Here is a 19,592-nt window from a genome sequence, read left to right as displayed (position 1 = left end):
TCAGACTGAATAAGGAGGGGGATTGAAGCGTATGGAGTTTGTGCTGATCGACGGGAAGGGAGAGCGGTTCACGTTTCCCGTCAACCCCGAAGAAGTCACGATATCCCGGCAAAAAGGGTACGACACGACGACGATACTTTCATACGGCGAGTTTGATTTTGCGCAAGGAGACAAGGTGAAGGAAATTTCCTTCGCTTCTTTTTTTCCAAAAACATATGACGAATCTTACTGCCACGGATACGAGAGGGATTTGCCGGACCCGCAGACCGCGATGAACAAGCTGAATGGATTTTTGACGCTGAAAACGCCGCTGCGGTTCATCATCTCGGAGACCGCGGTGAACGTTCCGGTGTTTGTCGCTTCGCATCAGTCCACGTTTCGCGGCGGCGAGCCGGGGGATGTGCATTTCGACCTCTCGCTCCGGACATGGAGAGAGATGAAAGTGGCGAAATTGGCGGGCAGCGGTACCGGACAAGCCTCATCCGTCGTCAACAAGAAGCCGCGCGTCGACATGAAGCAAAAGAGCAAAACCTACACCGTCAAACCCGGTGATTCGCTATCCAAAATCGCCAAGCTGGAGCTGGGGAACAGCTCCGGGTGGCAATCGATCTACCAATTGAACAAAAAGCTCATCGGCAACAATCCGAATGCCCTGAAGCCCGGACAAAAGCTGGTGCTGCCATGAGCTACAAGGTGATTTTGCAGGATAAGTATGATGTGTCTCCCTTGGTGGAAGCGATCAATCTGCGCGATTCCCTTGAGCAGGTCGCCTACCAGGGGACGGTCCATCTCGTCGTAACGCCGGATATGCCGGCGATCAGCCCGGGCATGGCGATCCGGATCAGCGGCGTCCCGTACGGCAAAAAGGGCGATGTCCCGCTGCTGAACCCGGGCGTGGTGTGGGAAGCAGAGAGCTCCAATAACGGGGTCAAACGGATGACCCTGACGGTGTATGACCGCACGATTTACCTGGATAAATCCGAGGAGGAGTATTTGTTCCCGGCGAAGCAGACGGCGACGCAGCGCTTTAAGAAATACGCGGCAGACTGGAACCTCAGCATTGCCAAACTGCCGGATACGGCCAAACAACTGGGACGCTCGGTCTATCGGACGCAGTCCATTTATGCAAGCATGTTCGCGGATCTGCGGGCAACCGCCAAAGCAGGCGGAAAGCTGTATCATCCCCGCATGATCGCATCCGGACTGGAGCTGTATGAGCTGGGAACGAACCCAGACGTGTATGTCCTGGATACCGTTACGGATACGACGCAGTCGCGCACGCTGGAAGGCGCCGCCACCAAGGTGAAGGTGCTGGCGACGACGGCCAGCGAATCGGGAAAAGAGATCCCGTCCAAGGTCATGGCCATGGTGGAAAAAGACATCGAGCAATACGGCCAGCTGCAGGCGATCATCCAGGACGACGAGGTGAGCTCGAATGCGGCCGCCAAAGCGCTGGCTGCCAGCAGGCTGCGGGGCATCTCGGAGACGATTACCGTCAATGCGCCAGACATCAACACAATCCGGGCCGGGGATGCCGTTATGCTGGGCAACATGAAGCTGCTGGTCATCTCGGTCAGCCGGGAGCTGGGAAATCCGGGCAGCATGTCGCTGGAGCTGGGCACGTACGATGACGTGAAAAGGAGGTTTTATCTTGAATAAGGATCCATACGGGCAGCTGGCATCTGCGCTGTATTCCTCTGTCGGCAAGCATGCCAAGCAGGCGCTCGGCAGCGTGGGAGCCGTGCTGGGAACCATCACGGAAACCGGTTTGAAGCTGGATGATTTCAAGCATGAGCTGCAGGACTATATGGTAGCCGAGCTGCCGGGTGTATGTTCGATGCCGCGCTATGTGGTTCAGGGAACCGCAGTTCAAGCCGAACAGCCGAATTGGAGCAATAAGCAGCCGGACACCTCTTTTTATTTTGAAAAGAACGAAATTGAAGACATGAGCCTGAAACTCGCGCTTTCTCCGGGGGATCGGGTGCTCGTGGTACAGGTGAACGGCGGCAATGACGCGGTCGTGCTGTGCAAGGTGGTGAACGCGCATGGCTAATCTGTTTCCGGTGTCGGATGACGTGTCTTGGACGGACGTGACGGAGCCGGAGGCTTATGAACAAAGCAATGCCGTTTTTGGGCGAAGCTGGAGGTTTGATTTTGAAGCGGGGGAGTTCGTGATGTCGCCTACACGCAAAATGATGACGGCGGACGATAAGGAGGCCTGGGTCCTCTGGTGTGAAAAAGCGATCCGCACGCCGCGTTACCGCCATGTTATATACTCCCGCGATTTTGGAAGCGAGCTGGAGGATCTCATCGGCAGCGGCAGCCGTGCGCTTCAGGAAAGCGAAATCCGGCGCATGGTGACGGAAGCGCTGCTTGCAGATGCAAGGACGCAAAGCGTGGACCCGTTTGCTTTTGACTGGGATGGGGAAACCTGCCGCTTCAGCTGCCGCATCACCAGCATCCGCGACGAAGAAGCTTTATTGGAAGGGAGTGTGGGATAATGGCGGATTTGCCGCTTTATCTGCAAGATCAAACGGAAGACGAGATTATGCAGCGTATGCTGAGCAGAGTGCCCGCGGATATCGATAAATCCGAGGGCTCTTTTATTTGGGACGCGCAGGCACCTGCGGCATTTATGCTGTCCGAAGCGGCGATCTGGGCCCAGGAGCTGCTGCGCAGGGGGTTCGCCAGTACGGCAGCCAGCGAAGACGACCGCTACCGGTCGGCTGAACTGGATCTGCGGACGACCGAGCATGGAGTCACGAGAAGAGAAGCGGTCGCGTCGACGGGAGGCGTGCTTTTTAAGGGAAAGCCGGGCACGAAGGTGCCCGCAGGCACGTTTGTCGCCACCCCGGCGGATGACGTATCCGGCGAGCTGGCTGTCGAGTTCGTCACGACCCAAGCGGTCGTGCTGGACGATAACGGGGCTGCATGGGCAGCCATCCGGGCAGAGACGCCGGGGAAGAACGGCAATGTGCCAGCCGGTGTGATCCAGGTCATGTTCTCATCGGTGAGCGGGATAACGTCCGTCACGAATCCGGAACCGACGCGAAGCGGCGCGGATACCGAGTCGGACCAATCGCTGCTGGAGCGGTTTTATGCTAAGGTGCGCAGCCAGGGTACGAGCGGCAATAAGGCGCAGTATATGCTGTGGGCGAGTGAAATCGCCGGTGTGGGCGGCGTGGAAGTGGTGCCTCTGTGGCAGGGGCCGGGAACGGTGGGGCTGTATCTTTTGGATACAGATAAACGTGCGGCAAGCGCCGACATTGTCGAGGCCGTGCAGCTGCATATCGATCCGACCCGAGACGGGCAGGGCGAGGGGCTGGCACCGGCAGGTCCCATTGTCACTGCGATGCCTGCCGATGAGGTGGGGATCGACATCTCCGTCAAAGTCCAGCGTACGCAGGAAAAACCATCGACGCTCGAAGAGATCCGGATGCTGATTACCGAGGGGATTCAGGCTTATTTGCAGCAGATTGCTTTTAACCGAAAAGACCCCTTAGTCCGGTATACGAGGATCGCGGCCGTTTTGCTTGATATTCCGATCATCGTCGACTACACCGATCTGACCATCAACGGAAATGCGGCGCAGCAAAACATCGAAATCGGCTCCGGCCAGGTGGCGGTATTGGGGACGGTGACCGTCAGTGAATAAAATCGACTGGAGCAGCTTGCGGGGACGCGAGCTGTTTTCTTATCTGCCGGCGTATTACGAGAATTCCCGGGTCATGCAGACGGACATGGACGCCAAAGGCAGAGAAATGGATCTGCTGCACCAGGCGCTCGAAGCTGCAGCCGCGCAATTTTATGTGCGCACTGCTACCTGGGGGCTGAGCCGTTGGGAGTTTGAGCTTGGTATACCCACCGATCCGGCAAAGCCGCTGGAGCAGCGGCGTGCCGTGGTGGAGTCGAAGCTGCGCGGAGCGGGCCAGTTCTCCGGAGCCCTCGTCCAAAACGTGGCTGAGGCCTACGACGGCGGAAAGGTGGAGGTATCTTTTCAGCCGGAGGCATGGGGTTTCACCGTCAAATTTATCGATACCGTCGGAATTCCGCCGAATCTCGAAGATTTGAAAGCGGCATTGGAAGAAATCAAACCGGCGCACTTGGCGGTGAACTATGCCTTTAACTATCTGTTGATCCGCGACCTTCACGGGGTGGTCACACTGGATCAACTGCAACAAATACCGTTGAACAAATTTGCAGGAGGTGCCTGAGCATGGCGAGTAATACACCCAAACTGGGACTGTTGAAGAAAGACCCCGCGATGGACGGAAATGAGACCTTTAACATTCAAACAATGCTGAATGACAACTGGGATAAGATCGACGAGGCTGTTGGAAATATCGAGGTGCCGGAAGCCAGCACGACGCAGAAGGGGATTGTGCAGCTGTCGAATGCGACGGATGGTGAGAGGGAAGATGTAGCGGCTACGGAGAGGGCGGTGAAGGCGGCGTATGAGCGGGGGAGTGAGGGGGTGAATGCAGCAGCGGCCGCACAAACAAGTCTTGTTGCGCATTTGGCGGATAATACGTCACATGTGCATTATGGTCCTGATACTGGTACAGCAAATGCAAAGGCAGTTTCAATATCTCCAGCGCCCACGGCTTATGTTGAAGGTATGGCGGTATCTTTTAAAAACGCTGTACAAAATACTGGCGCGGTCACGATTGATGTTAATGGATTAGGTGCGAAATCGATCCTCAAATCTAATGGGAACGCATTGGAAAGTGGAAATCTGAAAGTCAATAGCATCTACACGTTGCGATACAACGGAACGGCTTTTATCTTACAGGGTGAAGGGGGGGAGTATGGGACAGCAACCGCTGCAGATGTGCGGTCAACTAAAACCATTGGAACGGAGAATGGACTAGTTAACGGCGCTTTGGTTACACGGGATTCCGGGGGGGCGTTGACGGTGACGTCGACAACGATGGATCAAACGTTTCAGGCGGGGATTTATGATAAGAATATTACGGTTAAAGCCATGGTTACATCGCCAAAATATTATGAGTTCTCGGGGTCAGTAACACTTCCTGCTAATTCAACTGTAAACTTAAATAAAGGAGCTGTCACAAATCCACACGCACTAATGTTTAGCGAGGGTACCTATGGAACCAGATCAGTAGCAATGAGAGTAAACGGTACGATACTCTCCAATACGACAGGAACATATGGGTCATATCTTAGCCCTGGTCTAAGTGATACTACCGCTTCGATCACTAATTCAGCTAGCTTTGCTATGTACCTAATCTACTATGCTGTAAATGGGATGTAAAACCAAACAATTTCATTTTTTAATAGGAAATCATCACCATCCCTATGCAAATACAATCAAGAGGAGGTATAAACTACTAATGTCGATTGATGAGTTTGTTAAATTACACTTTGACGTTGAACTTAACGAACAAGGAGAATGGATAATCTGGGATGAGTATTGCACAACCATGTATAATCCTTTTGTTAATAACATGTTCGATGATGTGATCCAACAGGGTCTGGATGCTGGGAAAACCTATGAGGACATTGTTAAGGACATGATTAAAAAATCTATCATGCAAAATTATGGCCTAACCGAATACATGATCCGGTATACCGGAATTTCGCTGTTTTAGCGAGTATTCGGACCATAATTCGCAACAACTTAATAACAATCAGGCCAAAAAGCCCTCGAACTCTTTCGAGGGCTTTTTACACTCAAGTCCCAAAGGAGGTTACCCATGATCGATATGGAAAGGGTGAATGAAATGGCAGACACTGAGTCCAAACTGCTTGTCGATATTCAAATTCAATTGGCCCGCATTGAACAAACGCTACAGTCAGTCCCGGCCTTAGCAACGAATGTGGAATTCGCTCGCGACACTTCGAAAGCAGCATTGCAGAAGGCGGAAGCCGCGTTAGAGCGCTTAGAAAAAATTGAAGAGGGACAAAAGTGGCTGTGGCGGACCCTTAGCGGTACGACGATTACGATTTTTATGACGGCTATTGCGACGGCCATCAAGCTATCTGGACAATAACTATAAGGAGATGAACTTACCCATGGATTGGAACACCATTTGGCAATTGATCGACCCAAAACTAATCATCGTCGTAGCTGCATGCTGGATTATCGGATTCATGCTGAAAAAGACACCAAAAGTCCCTGACTGGACAATCGTTTACATCGTAACCGTCACTGCCGTTTTTCTCACGATCTGGCTTACGCGTTTTGGCCCGGAAGCAATCATCCAAGGCATTCTATCAGGCGCTTTTGCTGTATACGGAAATCAGGTGCTAAAACAGACCAAGAAAACAGGTGAGCCAAGTTGAACAAAATGAACTTCATTTCCACCATCGCCCCATGCGCCGTCTCCGACATGCAGAGAACCGGTATTCCCGCTTCGCTCACAATCGCCCAAGCGATTCTCGAATCAAACTGGGGAGCAAGTGGGCTCGCGCAGCAGGCCAACAATCTGTTCGGCATCAAGGGCAGAGGACCGGCGGGCAGTGTAGACATGCCTACGACGGAGTACGTGAAGGGTAAGCCAGTTAAGGTCAACGCTTCCTTTCGCAAATACCACTCTTGGACGGAATCGATCAATGATCACTCCGAGCTGCTGCTTAAAGGTACCCGCGATAACCCGACACGTTACCATGGCGTTCTGAGCGCAGATTACCAGACAGCAGCCAGAGAGGCCTGGAGGGGCGGTTATGCCACCGATCCGCAGTATCCTGCCAAACTGATTGCCATTATGGAGACATACAATCTGACACAGTACGATATCACGGACAAAGATAAGGGAGATGAAGATTCGATGCAGGTTGCCGAGCTTCAGCAGCAGCTTCAAGTGATGCAGAAAAGGGTAGATGAACTAGAAAGACAGTTGTCCCGTTTAACAGCCAAAGACCAAATGCAGACACCGGCATGGGCCGAATCCGCGGTGCAATCGGCAGTTAGCGCCGGGTTGATTGATACGCCTGTCCAAGGGAGCTTCGACTTCTACCGGATGCTGGCGGTTTTGCAGCGTCTGAAGCTGCTCTAGGTTTCGAAGCATTTGAACGGGACAGGAGGGAAATCGTGTCTATAAGCTGTAATTAGCCTGGCTCCATATTATCGAGTGTAAGGAATATATGGAGCCGGGTTCTTAAAAGGTAGTGAGATCAAATGCTTAAGGTAGTGGGATCATTTCTTTATGAAAAGTTTTGGAGTTGTTAAATAGAACTAATTTAGTCGTCATCAAAAGGAAGCAATAAACAGCTAAAAGTAGCGGAGGGGACGGAATCGATCTGAAGAAGCGCCAGCGGTCGCCTTTGTCTCCGGATTTCTACCTTATAAAGTCTAATCAAGAAATTCGGAGACAACAGCGATCGGAAGAACGATCCGTCACCGTAGCGGTCACCTTGCTCGTGTTCACTTTTCATAAAGTAAAATTTTATTTCAAATTTCTTCTTCAAATATGAAAGGTTTTCGAATAGCATAAGAGGTAGCAGACAATTTGATTCACTTTAACTCTTTTTATCAATATTTACTAAAGCGTTTACATGGTCTTAACAATCATTCTAAGCAAACCGGGGGAGAGCGATGGAAAAATACATATTGTCTTTGGACCAAGGCACGACAAGCTCGCGCGCGATACTGTTCAACAAAGCCGGAGAGATCGTGTATACCGCGCAAAAAGAAATCACCCAATACTTCCCGAATCCGGGCTGGGTCGAGCATAACGCCAACGAGATTTGGGGCTCAATCCTGTCGGTCATCGCTTCGCTCCTATCCGAATCGGGCGTGAAGGCGGAGCAGATCGAGGGCATCGGCATCACGAACCAGCGGGAGACGACTGTGGTGTGGGACAAGGAGACCGAAGAACCCGTGTACCACGCGGTCGTGTGGCAGTCGCGGCAGACGAGCGGCATATGCGAAGAACTGAAAGCGAAGGGCTACAACGATCTCATCCGCGAAAAAACGGGCCTGCTCATCGATCCGTATTTTGCGGGAACCAAGGTAAAGTGGATCCTCGACAACGTGGATGGCGCCCGCGAAAAGGCCGAGCAGGGACGGCTTCTATTCGGAACGATCGATTCCTGGCTGATCTGGAAATTTACCGGGGGGCAGCGCCATGTCACGGATTACTCCAATGCCTCCCGTACGCTAATGTACAACATTCATGAGCTGAAATGGGATGATGAACTGCTGGACATTCTTGGCGTTCCGGCGTCCATGCTGCCTGAGGTGCGACCTTCCTCCGAGGTGTACGGACATACGGTGAGGCATCACTTTTTCGGCCAGGAAATTCCGATTGCCGGAGCGGCTGGCGATCAGCAGGCGGCATTGTTCGGTCAGGCCTGCTTTGACGAGGGTATGGCGAAGAATACTTACGGCACCGGCTGCTTCATGCTGAAAAACACCGGGGAAACCGCAGTTCGCTCAGAGAACGGCCTGCTGACCACGATCGCCTGGGGTATTAACGGCCGCGTGGAATACGCCTTGGAGGGCAGCATTTTCGTGGCAGGCTCGGCGGTTCAGTGGCTTCGGGACGGGCTTCGCATGCTCAAGCATTCCAAGGAGAGCGAGGATTACGCGGCAAGAGTCAGCAGCACGGACGGCGTGTATGTAGTGCCCGCGTTCGTGGGCCTCGGGACGCCTTATTGGGACAGCGATGTGCGCGGAGCGGTCTTCGGCCTGACCCGCGGCACCTCGAAGGAGCATTTCATCCGGGCGGTGCTCGAATCGCTCGCGTACCAGACCCGGGACGTCATCTCCGCTATGGAGGGTGATTCCGGCATTGAGCTGCGAACGCTGCGCGTGGACGGCGGGGCCGTGCATAACGACTTCCTGATGCAGTTCCAGAGCGACATTCTGGGCGTGCCGGTGGAAAGACCGGTCGTGAACGAAACGACGGCACTTGGTGCTGCATATTTGGCGGGACTCGCCGTGGGCTATTGGAAGAGCCAGGAGGAAATTTCGGAGCTGTGGGCGAGGCAGCATGAATTCGAGCCGGCCATGAGCGAGGACGTGCGCGAGCAGCTGTACGGCGGCTGGAAAAAAGCCGTTCATGCCGCCATGGCTTTTAAATAAGAACTTCGCAAAACATCCCGGAAGGGACAGAATACATGCGCAACCTGAAGGCCTTTTGTGCATGCAGAGGAGATGGGCATTCGATGTCTTTCACGAATATGAAACGGGAACAGATTAGAAGCGCACTGAGCAAGGAAACGTTCGACGTTCTGATCATCGGCGGCGGGATCACGGGAGCGGGCATCGCGCTCGACGCGGCCACGCGCGGCATGAAGGTGGCGCTGGTGGAAATGCAGGACTTTGCCGCAGGCACCTCCAGTCGTTCGACCAAGCTGGTGCATGGCGGGCTCCGCTACCTGAAGCAGTTCGAGGTCGGCATGGTGGCCGAGGTCGGCAAGGAACGGGCGATCGTGTACGAGAACGGGCCGCATGTGACTACGCCGGAATGGATGCTGCTGCCGATGCACAAGGGCGGCACCTTCGGCAAATTCAGCACGTCTATCGGGCTGCGGGTGTATGATTTTCTGGCCGGCGTGAAAAAGGGGGAGCGGCGATCCATGCTTTCCGTCCGACAGACGCTTGAGAAGGAGCCGCTCATCAAAAAGGACGGTCTCAAAGGCGGAGGCTATTACGTCGAGTACCGCACTGATGATGCGCGCCTGACGATCGAAGTCATGAAGGCGGCCGTGGCACACGGGGCAACGGTGCTGAATTATACGAAAGTGGAAAGCTTGACCTATGATGATCGCAAGCAGGTTAAGGGGGCCAGCGTACGCGATTTCCTGACCGGGGACGCGTATGAGATCAAGGCTGAGAAGGTCGTCAATTCCACGGGTCCATGGGTGGACCGAATCCGGGAAATGGATGACTCCAAAAAAGGAAAGACGCTGAGGCTCACCAAAGGCGTCCACCTCGTCATCGACCAGTCCCGGTTCCCGCTGCATCAAGCGGTGTATTTCGATACGCCCGATAAACGGATGGTGTTCGCCATTCCGCGCGACGGCAAGGCCTATGTCGGCACGACGGATACGTTCTATGACCAGGACCCGGTGCATCCGCAAATGACGATCAGCGACCGGGACTACATCATCAAGGCGATCAATTTCATGTTCCCGGACGTGAAGATCACGGACAAGGACATCGAATCGAGCTGGGCCGGCGTCCGTCCGCTCATCTATGAGGAAGGGAAGGACCCTTCGGAGATTTCCCGCAAGGATGAGATCTGGGAGTCGGACAGCGGTCTTCTGACTATTGCCGGCGGCAAGCTGACGGGATACCGCAAGATGGCGGAGACGATTGTCGACGTGCTTGCCCAAAAGCTGAACCAGGCGCGGCAGCGTTCCTTCAAGCCATGCCAAACCAAGCATCTGCCGATTTCCGGTGGAGATGTGGGTGGCTCCAAATCTTTTGAGGCTTTTGTGCAGCGAACCGCTCAGGCAGGTGTACAAGCGGGTCTTTCCCAAGAGGAGGCTGTCCGGCTGGCGAAAATGTACGGCACCAATGCCCCGAAGGTGTATCAGCGGGTGGCGGAGGGGAAGGATGAGGCCAAGCGCTTCAAGCTGCCGCTCGGGTTGTACGGGCAGCTCGCCTATGCACTGGACGAAGAAATGGTGGCAACGCCTGTGGATTTCCTGACTCGCCGGACCGGGGTCACCCTGTTTAACATCGAGCTGGCACGCCAAGTAAAGCAGCCTGTCATTGACATGATCTCCAGCCGTCTCGGCTGGGGGCCGCAGGCGCAAACGCGCAGCATGGCGGAAATGGAGAAGGCGCTGGCAGATGCCGTCGTTCCGGTGCGCGAGTAAAAGGCAGATCGCGAAATTTAGCAAAATGAGACGAAGTTGATCATAAAATGCAAAACACGGCTCATGGCGGGCTTAGTGTTTTGCATTTTTGTTTTTTAGTGTTACCTGTACAAAGCAGCGGTCATGACCTCATGTAATGAGGTGGTGGCCGTTTTTTTTGCTTTCTTGCCAAGGGTTTTTAATATTTTTCCAAAATCCTGTAACTATTCATGGTTTGGAACGTGGTTGTTATGAGGGGATTAAATGATGAAGCGCAGCACACTTGAAAGCGTGTACCGGAAATATATGCCGGATGTATACCGATATTTGCGGACCCTTTGCGGTGATGATGCGGCCGCGGAGGATCTGGTGCAGGAAACCTTTTACCGTGCCTATGTGCACCTGGAAAATTACAAGGACGAGAAGGTGAAGCCGTGGCTCTTTCGCGTGGCCTATCATGCCTTTATCGATATGAAGCGGAAGGAAAAGCGGAGCGTGGTGTCGCCGGACGGCGTTTTCGATCGGCTGCCCGCGGATGTTCGCGGAGAGCCTGAACAGGTGATCCTGCAAAAGGAAGACCATAATACGCTGATGGCGTGGATACGAAGGCTGCCCGAGCTGCAAAAGCAGGCCGTCGTTTTATATGATCTTCATCAATTTACGTACCAGGAGAGCGCGGATATTATGGGAATCACGCTCTCGCATTTTAAAATTTTGCTGTTTCGGGCGAGGCAGCAGCTGCGGAAGAACCGGGAGGAGGAATACCAGGATGAGCGATGATTTCAAACGGAAGCTGATGGCGTACAAAGACGGCAAGCTCTCCGGGGAAGAACGGGCGGAGGTGGAGCGGGAGCTGGCGAAAATGGAGACCTACCAAGCCTATCTGGATGAGATGCTGGAGAACGAGGCGGAAGAGGAACATTCCAAACAGCCGATGTTCGGAAATCCGTCCGATCCGGCGGAACAGGTGCATCGAAACGAAAAAAGGCTGCTGCGAAGAGGCCGGTGGAAACTCCGGTTCGGAACATTGATGACGCTGCTTAGCCTGTTCATTTGGTTTACTTTTATATCCGCCATCGGCAGCGCGGTTTATTTTTCCAAGGGGAGTCCTGACCTTACGGAGGTCAACAAGGATGTGGTGGAGTCGGCTATTGCCGTCGGCTATCCGAATACCGGTGTTCATCTAAGCGGCAGCACAGGGATGTATTTCAATATGAAAGCCAGCGGTAAAATGGTGAAGCGTGTCGGCGATGAGCCCGTCGAGGTTGGGGAGGTGACGGCGTCGTTTTTGTTCGGATGGATGCGCCTGTCGGACATTTCCTGGTCGGCGAACGAAACGCCACCAAGCGGCGTGTTCTTTTATCCCGGCTTTCAGGCTGCGAATAGCGATTCCCAGTGGAGGAAGCTGGAAAAGCTGCCGGAAGGAACGGTGGCGGAAGCCTATGTCTCGTACAAGAAGCTGTACACAACGGACGAATTTCTGAGCATGTTCTCAGGCAAAAGAATTGATCCGGTTTGGTTTGCCGTGGACAACGGGGCCGGGACAAACAAACGTTATGGCGGGATGATCATGAACCCGGTCGGATTCCCGTCCCTCCCGGTGTGGCACCGCGGAAGGGATGGCGAGGAGAAGAAGACCTCCAAGAAAAAGGGACTTGTTACTCAAACGACCTCCGTTATTTCATATCCAGCGGTCAATGTATATGGTGATGGCGAGATTCGCGACAAAAATTTCATCGACACCCTCCGCATTCTGGCCCAGCACAAACGGGCGGCTAAGAGACTGATTCCCTCGGTTGATATGGAAGCCACGCTGGAATATGTGGAGAAAAATGGCGTCAAGATTTATGGAGCGGTCGTAACGGGGCCGACGAAGGAAGTCTTGAAGCTGAGGCAGGACCCAAGCGTATCGGCGATTCATGTGGGAAGGGTTGCCTTATGGAATTTGGAGGATGAGCAGTGATTCAGACATACGATTGATATTCGATTCATCAGGAAATGAATTTATCAGGAATTTGATTCATACCGTTTCACAGGCCGAACGTTTGTGAAGCGGTTTTTTTATGTTTTTGGGAAATATCGTGAAGGGGTGCATCTAGGCTGAACGACAGCAATTCCCCATTAGCGGAAGTTTCGCGCACAGACTGGCAAGAATGGATAGCAGAGGCGCCACGCGATCGCCAAATTACCAAGTACAGCCGGAGCTTAAAATGTCTTATAATGATAAAAAACTGGAGTTAAGGAGTGCTGTATATGCATATCAAGGAAAAAAGAGAACACCGGCAGTACCCCGAACAAACCAGACAGGACGCGTCCAGAGCGACGTATGAACGGGACTACTCGAGACTGATCCATTCGCCGACCTTTCGCCGCCTGCAGGGCAAATCGCAGGTTTTTGGCGCAGGAACCGGAGATTACTACCGCACGCGTCTGACGCATTCGCTCGAAGTGGCTCAAATTGCCCGCGAAGCGGCGAAAAGCCTGGTGAGGACCCATCCCGAGGTGACGGAGGAAATGGCGGATAATCCGGGACTTGTCATCGATCCCGAGGTGGTGGAATGCGCGGCGATCGCCCATGATTTTGGCCACCCGCCCTTTGGGCATAAAGGGGAAGAGGTGCTTGACGGCATATTGGACCGACTGATCAAGGACAAGACGCGGGAAGCGGTAGAGGGGCTCTATATGAACTCTGAGCAGATTCAAGAGGTTCGGACCCGCATGCGCCATAAATATGAGCATTTCGAAGGGAACGCGCATAATTTTCGGCTGATCATGTTTCTGGAAAAGCGGGAAAACGTGGACGGGCTCAATTTGTCCGAAGCGATCCTGCTCGGGATCAACAAGTATCCTTTTCCGGGAACGGTGAATAAAAAGGGGCTCTACCAGCATGAATGGAGCTATATATCGGAGATCCGGAAGGATTGGGGCATTCCGGACGGCAAACGGACACTGGAATCCCAGCTCATGGATCTGTGCGATGACATTGCCTACTCCGCACATGACTTGGAGGATGGGATCAAGGCAGGCAAAATCGAGGTCCATGAGCATTTTCTGCATGATCCTTACATCATCCGCCTGATCATCGAGAAAATCATGACGCTGGAGGATTCTTTCTGGCAAGGCTGGGATGCGGACCGCATCCGGCTTAAGGTGGAGGACGTGATGACGGCCTTCCTGCAGGTCTGGAATGACAAACTGCCTACCTGCGAGCACGATTATTCGCGCACGCGCCGTGAGGTCAAGGCTTTCTGGGTTAATCTGTTCGTGAGCAATCTCGGGGTCATCCCGGACGGCGACTGGAAGAAGGTAACGTTCATCCGCGACAATGAAGAGGATCTCGATATGCTGCGCACGGTCAGCGTACTGAAAAGCTTCGCCTGGGTCACCATGATCCGCGATCTGCGGGTACAGCGCCTGCAAAAACGGAGCGAATGGATGATCAAGCATCTATGGGACGCCTTTTTGGACCCCGTCGCTTCCAAATCCATCATTCCGTCCGACTGGCTGCAGCGATTCGAAAGGGATCAGGCCAGCGGCCATCCGATCTGGACCTGGGAGCACATGGTGATCGACTACATCGCGGGAATGACGGACGCCTTTGCCGAAAAGATTTATAATGAATTGTACGGACTCAAGGTGGGGTCCATATACGATCTGGATTAACATCCCATGGTCTGTTCCTTTCATATTCAGACTAAAAATGCCGCTCGTGCGAAAAAGGGAGGTTTTAAGGCATGACGAGACTCAGCTTAAGCGTGCTGGATCTGGTGCCCAAATTAGATGGGGTTTCCTATGAAGCTGCACTTCAAGAGGCGACGATCCTTGCGCAGTCGGCCGAACAATGGGGATACAAGCGTTACTGGGCGGCCGAGCATCATGATCTGGAGAATCTGTCCTGCGCCTCGCCGGAGGTGCTGCTCGCCCATATCGGCGCCAAAACGGAGCGGATTCGGCTTGGGACAGGCGCCCTGCTTCTGCCTCACTACAGCCCGCTGAAGGTGGCGGAAACCTTCCGCCTGCTGGCTGCTTTGTATCCGGGGCGCATCGATCTCGGCATCGGCCGCGCGCCGGGTGGATCGGCACACGCCTCCATGGCGCTGAGCGGTAATTTCCTGCAGAACGTCGCCGACATGCCGAAAAAGATGCGGGCCTTGATCAAGCTGCTGGAGGACCGCTATGAATACGAGGATCAGCGGGTGCAGGCGAGGCCCTTCCCGGAAACCGAGCCGGATGTATGGATGCTGGGCACGAACAACAAAAGCGCCGGCTTCGCGGCGGAGTATGGGACGGGATATGCGTTTGGTCAGTTCATGAGCGAGCGTGACGGAGCCGAGGTGTTGGCAACATACAGGGAAGGCTTTCAGCCTTCCCGTCTGTCTTCCAGGCCGCGTACGGTGGTAGCGATCGGCGTTATTTGCGCGGAAACGGAGCAAGAAGCGAAGCAGCTGCTGCGGGAGGCGAAGCTGCCAGGGCCGGAGCGGAGCGGGCAGGAACAGAAATCAGCCGAAGCCCAAAACCGGCTGTTATGCGGTACGCCGGAGCAGGTGCTGAGCGGGCTGATGCAGCTTGCCGCGCACTGCGGCAGCGCGGAGTTTCTCGTGTTCACGCCGATTCAGGATTATAAGAAGCGACTGGACTCTTACCGTCTGCTTGCCGCCCGCTGTCTGGCATAAGATGAGATCCAGCGAGCTATACCGCGCCAGGGAAGGAACAAGCCAGGAATGATAGAGGAAATGGTACAACGTGTGGCAGATCATAAGCAGGTTTACTTGTACTCGTATAACAGCCATGAAACGGAAGCGGAGCTTTGCGGGATGGAAATGCGCGCGTTGTTTGGCGGAAGCGTGCTGTACGAAAGGGAATCGTTATTGCTCAGCTCCCGGCAGATCGAACCGGACCGGAGTCCGTTCATGACCTTGCGCATGGATATCCGGATGGTGGCGCGCTCCGTGGAAGAACTGGCGGATCAGGCTGGCACCATGGAAGCAATCGTAAGCGGGCATTCGTTCAAGGTTGTCTTCATCAAGTCCGGCGATTCGTATACCTATGAGGAGCAGCGGGCGTTCGAACGTGTGGTCGGAAGCCGGATTCCGGGCCGGAGAGAGATGAAGAAGCCAGGCATGACGCTCGGACTGATAGCGGTCCAAGGGACCTGGATGCTCGGCATTTGCCGCTTCCCCGAGCGGGCATGGCATGCGCATATTCATAAACCGCAAAACTACTCCACCGGGCTGAGTGCCAAGGCCGCCAGAGCGCTGGTCAATGTGATGGCACCGGTTGTTCACGGCGTACGGGCCGTGGATCCCTGCTGCGGGATGGGCAATGTGCTGATCGAAGCCTTGTCGATGGGATTGGACATCCGCGGAAGGGATATCAACCCGCTCGCGATCCGCGGGGCCAGAACGAATCTGCTGCATTACGGCTATAAGGCCGAGCTGGTGACGCTGGGAGACATGAACGAGCTGCAAGGACATTTTGACGCGGCCATGGTGGACATGCCCTATAATCTTTGCTCGGTACTGCCCGCGGAGGAACAGGAGCGCATGTTATCCAGCCTGTACCGGCTGGCGCCGCGGGCCGTGGTCGTTTCAACGGAGGAAGAGGTGCGGGAGCGAATTAGGCTTGCCGGTTACCGTATCTCGGACGAGTGCACAATAAGGAAAGGGAGCTTTGTTCGGCATGTGTGGCTGTGCGAAGCGACATAGGATAGTCAAAACCCCGGTTTCTCCTGAGAGAGGCCGGGGTTTTGGCATTGATATATCTCCTGAATCAATACATGCGTTCATAATCGACCAGATTGCGCGGCATCGTATTTCCTTCGGCGTATGCTTTGACGTTCTCCGTGAAAATATCCACGACACGCTCTGCATAGCGCTCGTTGGTTCCGGCGACATGCGGGGTAATAATGACCTGCTCCATCTCCCAGAGCGGGTTGTCCGCCGGAAGCGGCTCCTGCTCAAATACGTCCAAGCCGGCGCCGCCGATGTGTCCGCTGCGTAGCGCATCGATCAGCGAAGCGGTATCGACGGTCGGCCCGCGTCCGGCGTTGATGAAGAAGGCGCCTTGCCTTGCCGCGTTCCAGGCGGCGGCGTCAAACATGTGGCGCGTTTCGTCCGTCAGCGGCAGCACGTTCACGATGTAATCCGCCTGGCCGAGGGCTTCATGCAGCCCCTCCATCGTGTACATACGGTCCACATGCGGTTCAGGTTGCTCCGAACGGCGGACCCCGATCACCTGCATGCCGAAGGCTTTGGCCAGTCTTGCCGTCTCCCTGCCGATTTCTCCGACGCCGACGATCGCGAGCGTCTTGCCGTTCAGCTCGCCAAGCGTGCTGTGCCCCGGTGCCTTCAGGTCGGAATCCCATTTCTTTTGCAGCTGATGGCGGACGGCTATATGCATTTGGCGCGAGAAGGAGAGCATCATGGCAAAGATGCTTTCCGATATCGGAACCGCATGCACCCCGCTGGCGCTGGTCAGCAGGACGCCCCGCTCCTTCAGTCGATCCAGGGGCAGCGTGTCTACGCCCGCCGACCAGGTTTGCAGCCACTTCAAATGGCTGTCCCCCTGCAGCACGTCATCGGCGATCGTTTTCGACCATCCGATCAGGATATCGGCGGCCTTCACCTGCTCGGCCGTCAGTTCCCTTTTATTTTTTACGATGAGTTCAAATCCGGGGGCAGCCTGTTTGATTTGCTCGATCTGTTCCGGCGTCAAGGAATGAAGACATACGATTTGTTTCATGCTTAAGCCTCCTCGCTTCGGTATGTATTTGTTATTTCATTTTATAAACTAGAATACCAGATTCAAACCCGGAGTGAAACGAAGCTGAATCATGGACTTTGGTCCATACACTTGAACCCAGCCTATATTAGGGTTTCTTTTTGGGAAAAGGCTTGTCTCCAGCTCGGCGGTATACGCTATAATCAGGGTACTATACATCTGTTGGAGGACTAAAAAGCGTATGATACACAATGCATCAGGAAAGACCCCGGGTCAGCCGGGTCTGATCCGAAGGTTTATGGCATACTACCGTCCGCACAAGAAACTGTTTATGATCGACTTCGGCTGTGCGGTCATCGCGGGATTGCTGGAGCTGGGTTTCCCGGTGGCCGTGCAGTGGGTGGTGGACAGGCTGCTGCCGGAAGGGGCTTGGGGAACGATCATCGCGGCAGGCTGCGGCCTGCTCGCACTCTATTTGATCAGTATGGGCCTGCAGTTCATCGTCAGCTACTGGGGGCATAAGCTCGGCATCAATATCGAGTCGGATATGCGCCAGCAGGCGTTTAATCATGTGCAGAAGCTGTCATTCAAGTATTTTGACAACACGAAGACCGGGCATCTGATGTCGCGCATGACCAATGATCTGTTCGATATCGGGGAAATGGCCCACCACGGACCGGAGGATATGTTCATTGCCGTCATGACCTTTGTCGGCGCGTTCTGCATCATGTGGACGGTCAATTGGCAGCTGGCCTTGATCACCTTTGTCATCATGCCGTTTATCGTGTGGCTGATCGTCTTTTTCAATCAGAAGCTGAACCACGCTTCCTCGGAAATGTTCCGCAACATCGCGGAGCTGAATGCAGGCGTAGAAGACAGTGTATCCGGCATCCGTGTGGTAAAATCCTTCGGCAACGAGGAATACGAAATCGAACGCTTCCGCGTCAGCAATGCCGGTTTCCGCTTGGCCAAGCTGCGCTCGTATCTGGCGATGTCGTTCAGCGTATCGGGCATGTACATGCTGACGCGGCTGATTTCGCTCATCGTGCTCATCTGCGGCGCCTGGTTTGCGTATCAAAACAAGCTGAGTTACGGCGAGCTCGTCGCGTTCCTGCTCTACGTCAACATTTTCCTGAAGCCGATCGACAAAATCAACGCGTTAATAGAAAGCTACCCGAAAGGGATGGCGGGCTTCAAGCGCTTTTGCGATCTGATGGACACCGAGCCGGAAATCAAGGATCAGCAGGATGCGGTGGAAGTGCAGCAGCTGCGGGGCGATATTGAATTCCGTAATGTATCGTTCGGCTACGAAAACCATAGACGGATTCTCGAGCATATCAGTCTAAGCGTCCAAGCCGGCGAAACGGTGGCCTTGGTAGGCCCATCCGGTGCGGGCAAATCGACCCTGTGCAGCCTGATTCCGCGTTTTTACGATGTGGAGGAAGGCAGCATTACGATCGACGGCATCGATATCCGCGAGATGACCCAGCATTCGCTGCGCTCACAGATCGGGATGGTGCAGCAGGACGTCTTTCTCTTCAGCGGGACGATCCGCGAGAACATCGCCTACGGCGATTTGAACGCGGGCGAAGCCGAGCTGCTGGAAGCGGTGCGGAAGGCTCACCTCGAATCGCTGGTCGCTTCGCTGCCGGAGGGCCTGGACACCGTTATCGGGGAGCGGGGGCTGAAGCTGTCCGGCGGGCAGCGCCAGCGCCTGGCCATTGCGCGCATGTTCCTCAAAAATCCGCCGATTTTGATTTTGGACGAGGCGACTTCCGCTCTCGACACCGAAACGGAGGCCATCATCCAGGAAGCGCTGGAAACGTTGGCGGTTAACCGGACCACGCTTGTCATCGCGCATCGGCTCGCTACCATCCGCAATGCGGACCGGATCGTCGTCGTCACGGAGGAAGGCATTGCCGAGCATGGGCGTCATGAAGACCTCCTGCAAAGCGGAGGCGTCTATGCCAGGCTGCACAAGGCTCAGTTTGGATAATATTTGAAGCAAGCCTCAAGGATACCCCGGAATGACCGGGGGATCTTTTTTTATTGTTTTTTGGAGGAGCAAGGCCATTTTGGGATATGATAAAATGACGGTA

The 19,592-nt window shown here is 54.4% G+C and carries 20 protein-coding genes; 19 read left to right on the top strand and 1 reads right to left on the bottom strand.

What is annotated here, in order from left to right; genetic code table 11:
- Positions 1-31: 31 nt before the first annotated feature.
- From ACTHPM_RS15430 to ACTHPM_RS15345, 18 genes are all read left to right on the top strand, one after another.
- Positions 32-685: a LysM peptidoglycan-binding domain-containing protein gene (locus ACTHPM_RS15430; protein WP_440395487.1), complete on the top strand. Its 654-nt coding sequence runs from the start codon at positions 32-34 to the stop codon at positions 683-685.
- Positions 682-1,659: an XkdQ/YqbQ family protein gene (locus ACTHPM_RS15425; protein WP_440395488.1), complete on the top strand. Its 978-nt coding sequence runs from the start codon at positions 682-684 to the stop codon at positions 1,657-1,659. The genes ACTHPM_RS15430 and ACTHPM_RS15425 overlap by 4 nt, the downstream gene beginning before the upstream one ends.
- Positions 1,652-2,053: a hypothetical protein gene (locus ACTHPM_RS15420; RefSeq protein WP_440395489.1), complete on the top strand. Its 402-nt coding sequence runs from the start codon at positions 1,652-1,654 to the stop codon at positions 2,051-2,053. The genes ACTHPM_RS15425 and ACTHPM_RS15420 overlap by 8 nt, the downstream gene beginning before the upstream one ends.
- Positions 2,046-2,501: a DUF2634 domain-containing protein gene (locus ACTHPM_RS15415; RefSeq protein WP_440395490.1), complete on the top strand. Its 456-nt coding sequence runs from the start codon at positions 2,046-2,048 to the stop codon at positions 2,499-2,501. The genes ACTHPM_RS15420 and ACTHPM_RS15415 overlap by 8 nt, the downstream gene beginning before the upstream one ends.
- A complete protein-coding gene (locus tag ACTHPM_RS15410) occupies positions 2,501-3,655 on the top strand; it encodes a baseplate J/gp47 family protein (protein WP_440395491.1) in 1,155 nt (384 codons plus the stop codon). Before ACTHPM_RS15415 ends, ACTHPM_RS15410 begins: the two co-directional genes overlap by 1 nt.
- A complete protein-coding gene (locus tag ACTHPM_RS15405; RefSeq protein ID WP_440395492.1) occupies positions 3,648-4,214 on the top strand; it encodes a YmfQ family protein in 567 nt (188 codons plus the stop codon). The genes ACTHPM_RS15410 and ACTHPM_RS15405 overlap by 8 nt, the downstream gene beginning before the upstream one ends.
- A gap of 2 nt (positions 4,215-4,216) precedes the next feature.
- A complete protein-coding gene (locus ACTHPM_RS15400; RefSeq protein WP_440395493.1) occupies positions 4,217-5,275 on the top strand; it encodes a phage tail protein in 1,059 nt (352 codons plus the stop codon).
- A 79-nt stretch (positions 5,276-5,354) separates the two neighbouring features.
- Entirely contained in the window at positions 5,355-5,612 is a 258-nt protein-coding gene (locus ACTHPM_RS15395) for a hypothetical protein (RefSeq protein ID WP_440395494.1), read from the top strand.
- 105 nt (positions 5,613-5,717) lie between these two features.
- Positions 5,718-6,014 (top strand): hemolysin XhlA family protein, encoded by a 297-nt coding sequence (locus tag ACTHPM_RS15390; protein ID WP_440395495.1) that lies wholly within the window; start codon positions 5,718-5,720, stop codon positions 6,012-6,014.
- Positions 6,015-6,036: 22 nt separating this feature from the next.
- On the top strand, positions 6,037-6,306 hold the full coding sequence (locus tag ACTHPM_RS15385) for a phage holin family protein (RefSeq protein ID WP_440395496.1): 270 nt from the start codon (positions 6,037-6,039) through the stop codon (positions 6,304-6,306).
- Positions 6,307-6,311: 5 nt separating this feature from the next.
- Positions 6,312-7,019, top strand: coding sequence for a glycoside hydrolase family 73 protein (locus ACTHPM_RS15380; RefSeq protein WP_440395497.1), 708 nt, complete (start codon positions 6,312-6,314; stop codon positions 7,017-7,019).
- Between the two features lie 539 nt (positions 7,020-7,558).
- The gene (gene glpK / locus ACTHPM_RS15375) at positions 7,559-9,049 is read left to right on the top strand and encodes a glycerol kinase GlpK (protein WP_440395498.1); all 1,491 of its coding nucleotides are present in this window, start codon (positions 7,559-7,561) and stop codon (positions 9,047-9,049) included.
- Between the two features lie 83 nt (positions 9,050-9,132).
- The gene (locus tag ACTHPM_RS15370) at positions 9,133-10,794 is read left to right on the top strand and encodes a glycerol-3-phosphate dehydrogenase/oxidase (RefSeq protein WP_440395499.1); all 1,662 of its coding nucleotides are present in this window, start codon (positions 9,133-9,135) and stop codon (positions 10,792-10,794) included.
- Positions 10,795-11,040: 246 nt separating this feature from the next.
- Positions 11,041-11,553 (top strand): sigma-70 family RNA polymerase sigma factor, encoded by a 513-nt coding sequence (locus tag ACTHPM_RS15365; RefSeq protein ID WP_440395500.1) that lies wholly within the window; start codon positions 11,041-11,043, stop codon positions 11,551-11,553.
- Positions 11,543-12,736: an anti sigma factor C-terminal domain-containing protein gene (locus ACTHPM_RS15360; protein ID WP_440395501.1), complete on the top strand. Its 1,194-nt coding sequence runs from the start codon at positions 11,543-11,545 to the stop codon at positions 12,734-12,736. Before ACTHPM_RS15365 ends, ACTHPM_RS15360 begins: the two co-directional genes overlap by 11 nt.
- Positions 12,737-13,026: 290 nt before the next feature.
- Positions 13,027-14,436, top strand: coding sequence for a deoxyguanosinetriphosphate triphosphohydrolase family protein (locus tag ACTHPM_RS15355; RefSeq protein ID WP_440395502.1), 1,410 nt, complete (start codon positions 13,027-13,029; stop codon positions 14,434-14,436).
- A gap of 71 nt (positions 14,437-14,507) precedes the next feature.
- Entirely contained in the window at positions 14,508-15,446 is a 939-nt protein-coding gene (locus ACTHPM_RS15350; RefSeq protein ID WP_440395503.1) for an MsnO8 family LLM class oxidoreductase, read from the top strand.
- A 72-nt stretch (positions 15,447-15,518) separates the two neighbouring features.
- Positions 15,519-16,478 (top strand): TRM11 family SAM-dependent methyltransferase, encoded by a 960-nt coding sequence (locus ACTHPM_RS15345; protein ID WP_440421596.1) that lies wholly within the window; start codon positions 15,519-15,521, stop codon positions 16,476-16,478.
- Between the two features lie 64 nt (positions 16,479-16,542).
- Here the strand turns inward: ACTHPM_RS15345 and ACTHPM_RS15340 are convergent, their stop codons facing one another.
- Complete coding sequence (locus tag ACTHPM_RS15340; RefSeq protein ID WP_440395505.1) at positions 16,543-17,514, bottom strand: D-2-hydroxyacid dehydrogenase; 972 nt, start codon at positions 17,512-17,514, stop codon at positions 16,543-16,545.
- A 262-nt stretch (positions 17,515-17,776) separates the two neighbouring features.
- On the opposite strand from ACTHPM_RS15340, the gene ACTHPM_RS15335 reads away from it, so the two are divergent.
- A complete protein-coding gene (locus ACTHPM_RS15335) occupies positions 17,777-19,489 on the top strand; it encodes an ABC transporter ATP-binding protein (RefSeq protein ID WP_440396227.1) in 1,713 nt (570 codons plus the stop codon).
- Positions 19,490-19,592 lie beyond the last annotated feature (103 nt).

This window comes from Paenibacillus sp. SAFN-054 (genome assembly GCF_051966755.1).
In the GTDB taxonomy this organism is placed as follows: domain Bacteria; phylum Bacillota; class Bacilli; order Paenibacillales; family Paenibacillaceae; genus Paenibacillus_AQ.
The sequence above is the reverse complement of the archived record's forward strand: the minus strand, read 5'-3'. Positions and strand labels throughout refer to the sequence as shown.

What these genes read in the sequence shown, in the direction of transcription:
- ACTHPM_RS15360 (WP_440395501.1), top strand. Translation starts at nt 11,543, where the DNA reads ATGAGCGATGATTTCAAACGGAAGCTGATGGCGTACAAAGACGGCAAG.
- ACTHPM_RS15400 (WP_440395493.1), top strand. Translation starts at nt 4,217, where the DNA reads ATGGCGAGTAATACACCCAAACTGGGACTGTTGAAGAAAGACCCCGCG.
- ACTHPM_RS15370 (WP_440395499.1), top strand. Translation starts at nt 9,133, where the DNA reads ATGTCTTTCACGAATATGAAACGGGAACAGATTAGAAGCGCACTGAGC.
- ACTHPM_RS15415 (WP_440395490.1), top strand. Translation starts at nt 2,046, where the DNA reads ATGGCTAATCTGTTTCCGGTGTCGGATGACGTGTCTTGGACGGACGTG.
- ACTHPM_RS15410 (WP_440395491.1), top strand. Translation starts at nt 2,501, where the DNA reads ATGGCGGATTTGCCGCTTTATCTGCAAGATCAAACGGAAGACGAGATT.
- ACTHPM_RS15390 (WP_440395495.1), top strand. Translation starts at nt 5,718, where the DNA reads ATGATCGATATGGAAAGGGTGAATGAAATGGCAGACACTGAGTCCAAA.
- ACTHPM_RS15365 (WP_440395500.1), top strand. Translation starts at nt 11,041, where the DNA reads ATGAAGCGCAGCACACTTGAAAGCGTGTACCGGAAATATATGCCGGAT.
- ACTHPM_RS15385 (WP_440395496.1), top strand. Translation starts at nt 6,037, where the DNA reads ATGGATTGGAACACCATTTGGCAATTGATCGACCCAAAACTAATCATC.
- ACTHPM_RS15355 (WP_440395502.1), top strand. Translation starts at nt 13,027, where the DNA reads ATGCATATCAAGGAAAAAAGAGAACACCGGCAGTACCCCGAACAAACC.
- ACTHPM_RS15340 (WP_440395505.1), bottom strand. Translation starts at nt 17,514, where the DNA reads ATGAAACAAATCGTATGTCTTCATTCCTTGACGCCGGAACAGATCGAG.
- glpK (WP_440395498.1), top strand. Translation starts at nt 7,559, where the DNA reads ATGGAAAAATACATATTGTCTTTGGACCAAGGCACGACAAGCTCGCGC.
- ACTHPM_RS15425 (WP_440395488.1), top strand. Translation starts at nt 682, where the DNA reads ATGAGCTACAAGGTGATTTTGCAGGATAAGTATGATGTGTCTCCCTTG.
- ACTHPM_RS15350 (WP_440395503.1), top strand. Translation starts at nt 14,508, where the DNA reads ATGACGAGACTCAGCTTAAGCGTGCTGGATCTGGTGCCCAAATTAGAT.
- ACTHPM_RS15395 (WP_440395494.1), top strand. Translation starts at nt 5,355, where the DNA reads ATGTCGATTGATGAGTTTGTTAAATTACACTTTGACGTTGAACTTAAC.
- ACTHPM_RS15380 (WP_440395497.1), top strand. Translation starts at nt 6,312, where the DNA reads ATGAACTTCATTTCCACCATCGCCCCATGCGCCGTCTCCGACATGCAG.
- ACTHPM_RS15430 (WP_440395487.1), top strand. Translation starts at nt 32, where the DNA reads ATGGAGTTTGTGCTGATCGACGGGAAGGGAGAGCGGTTCACGTTTCCC.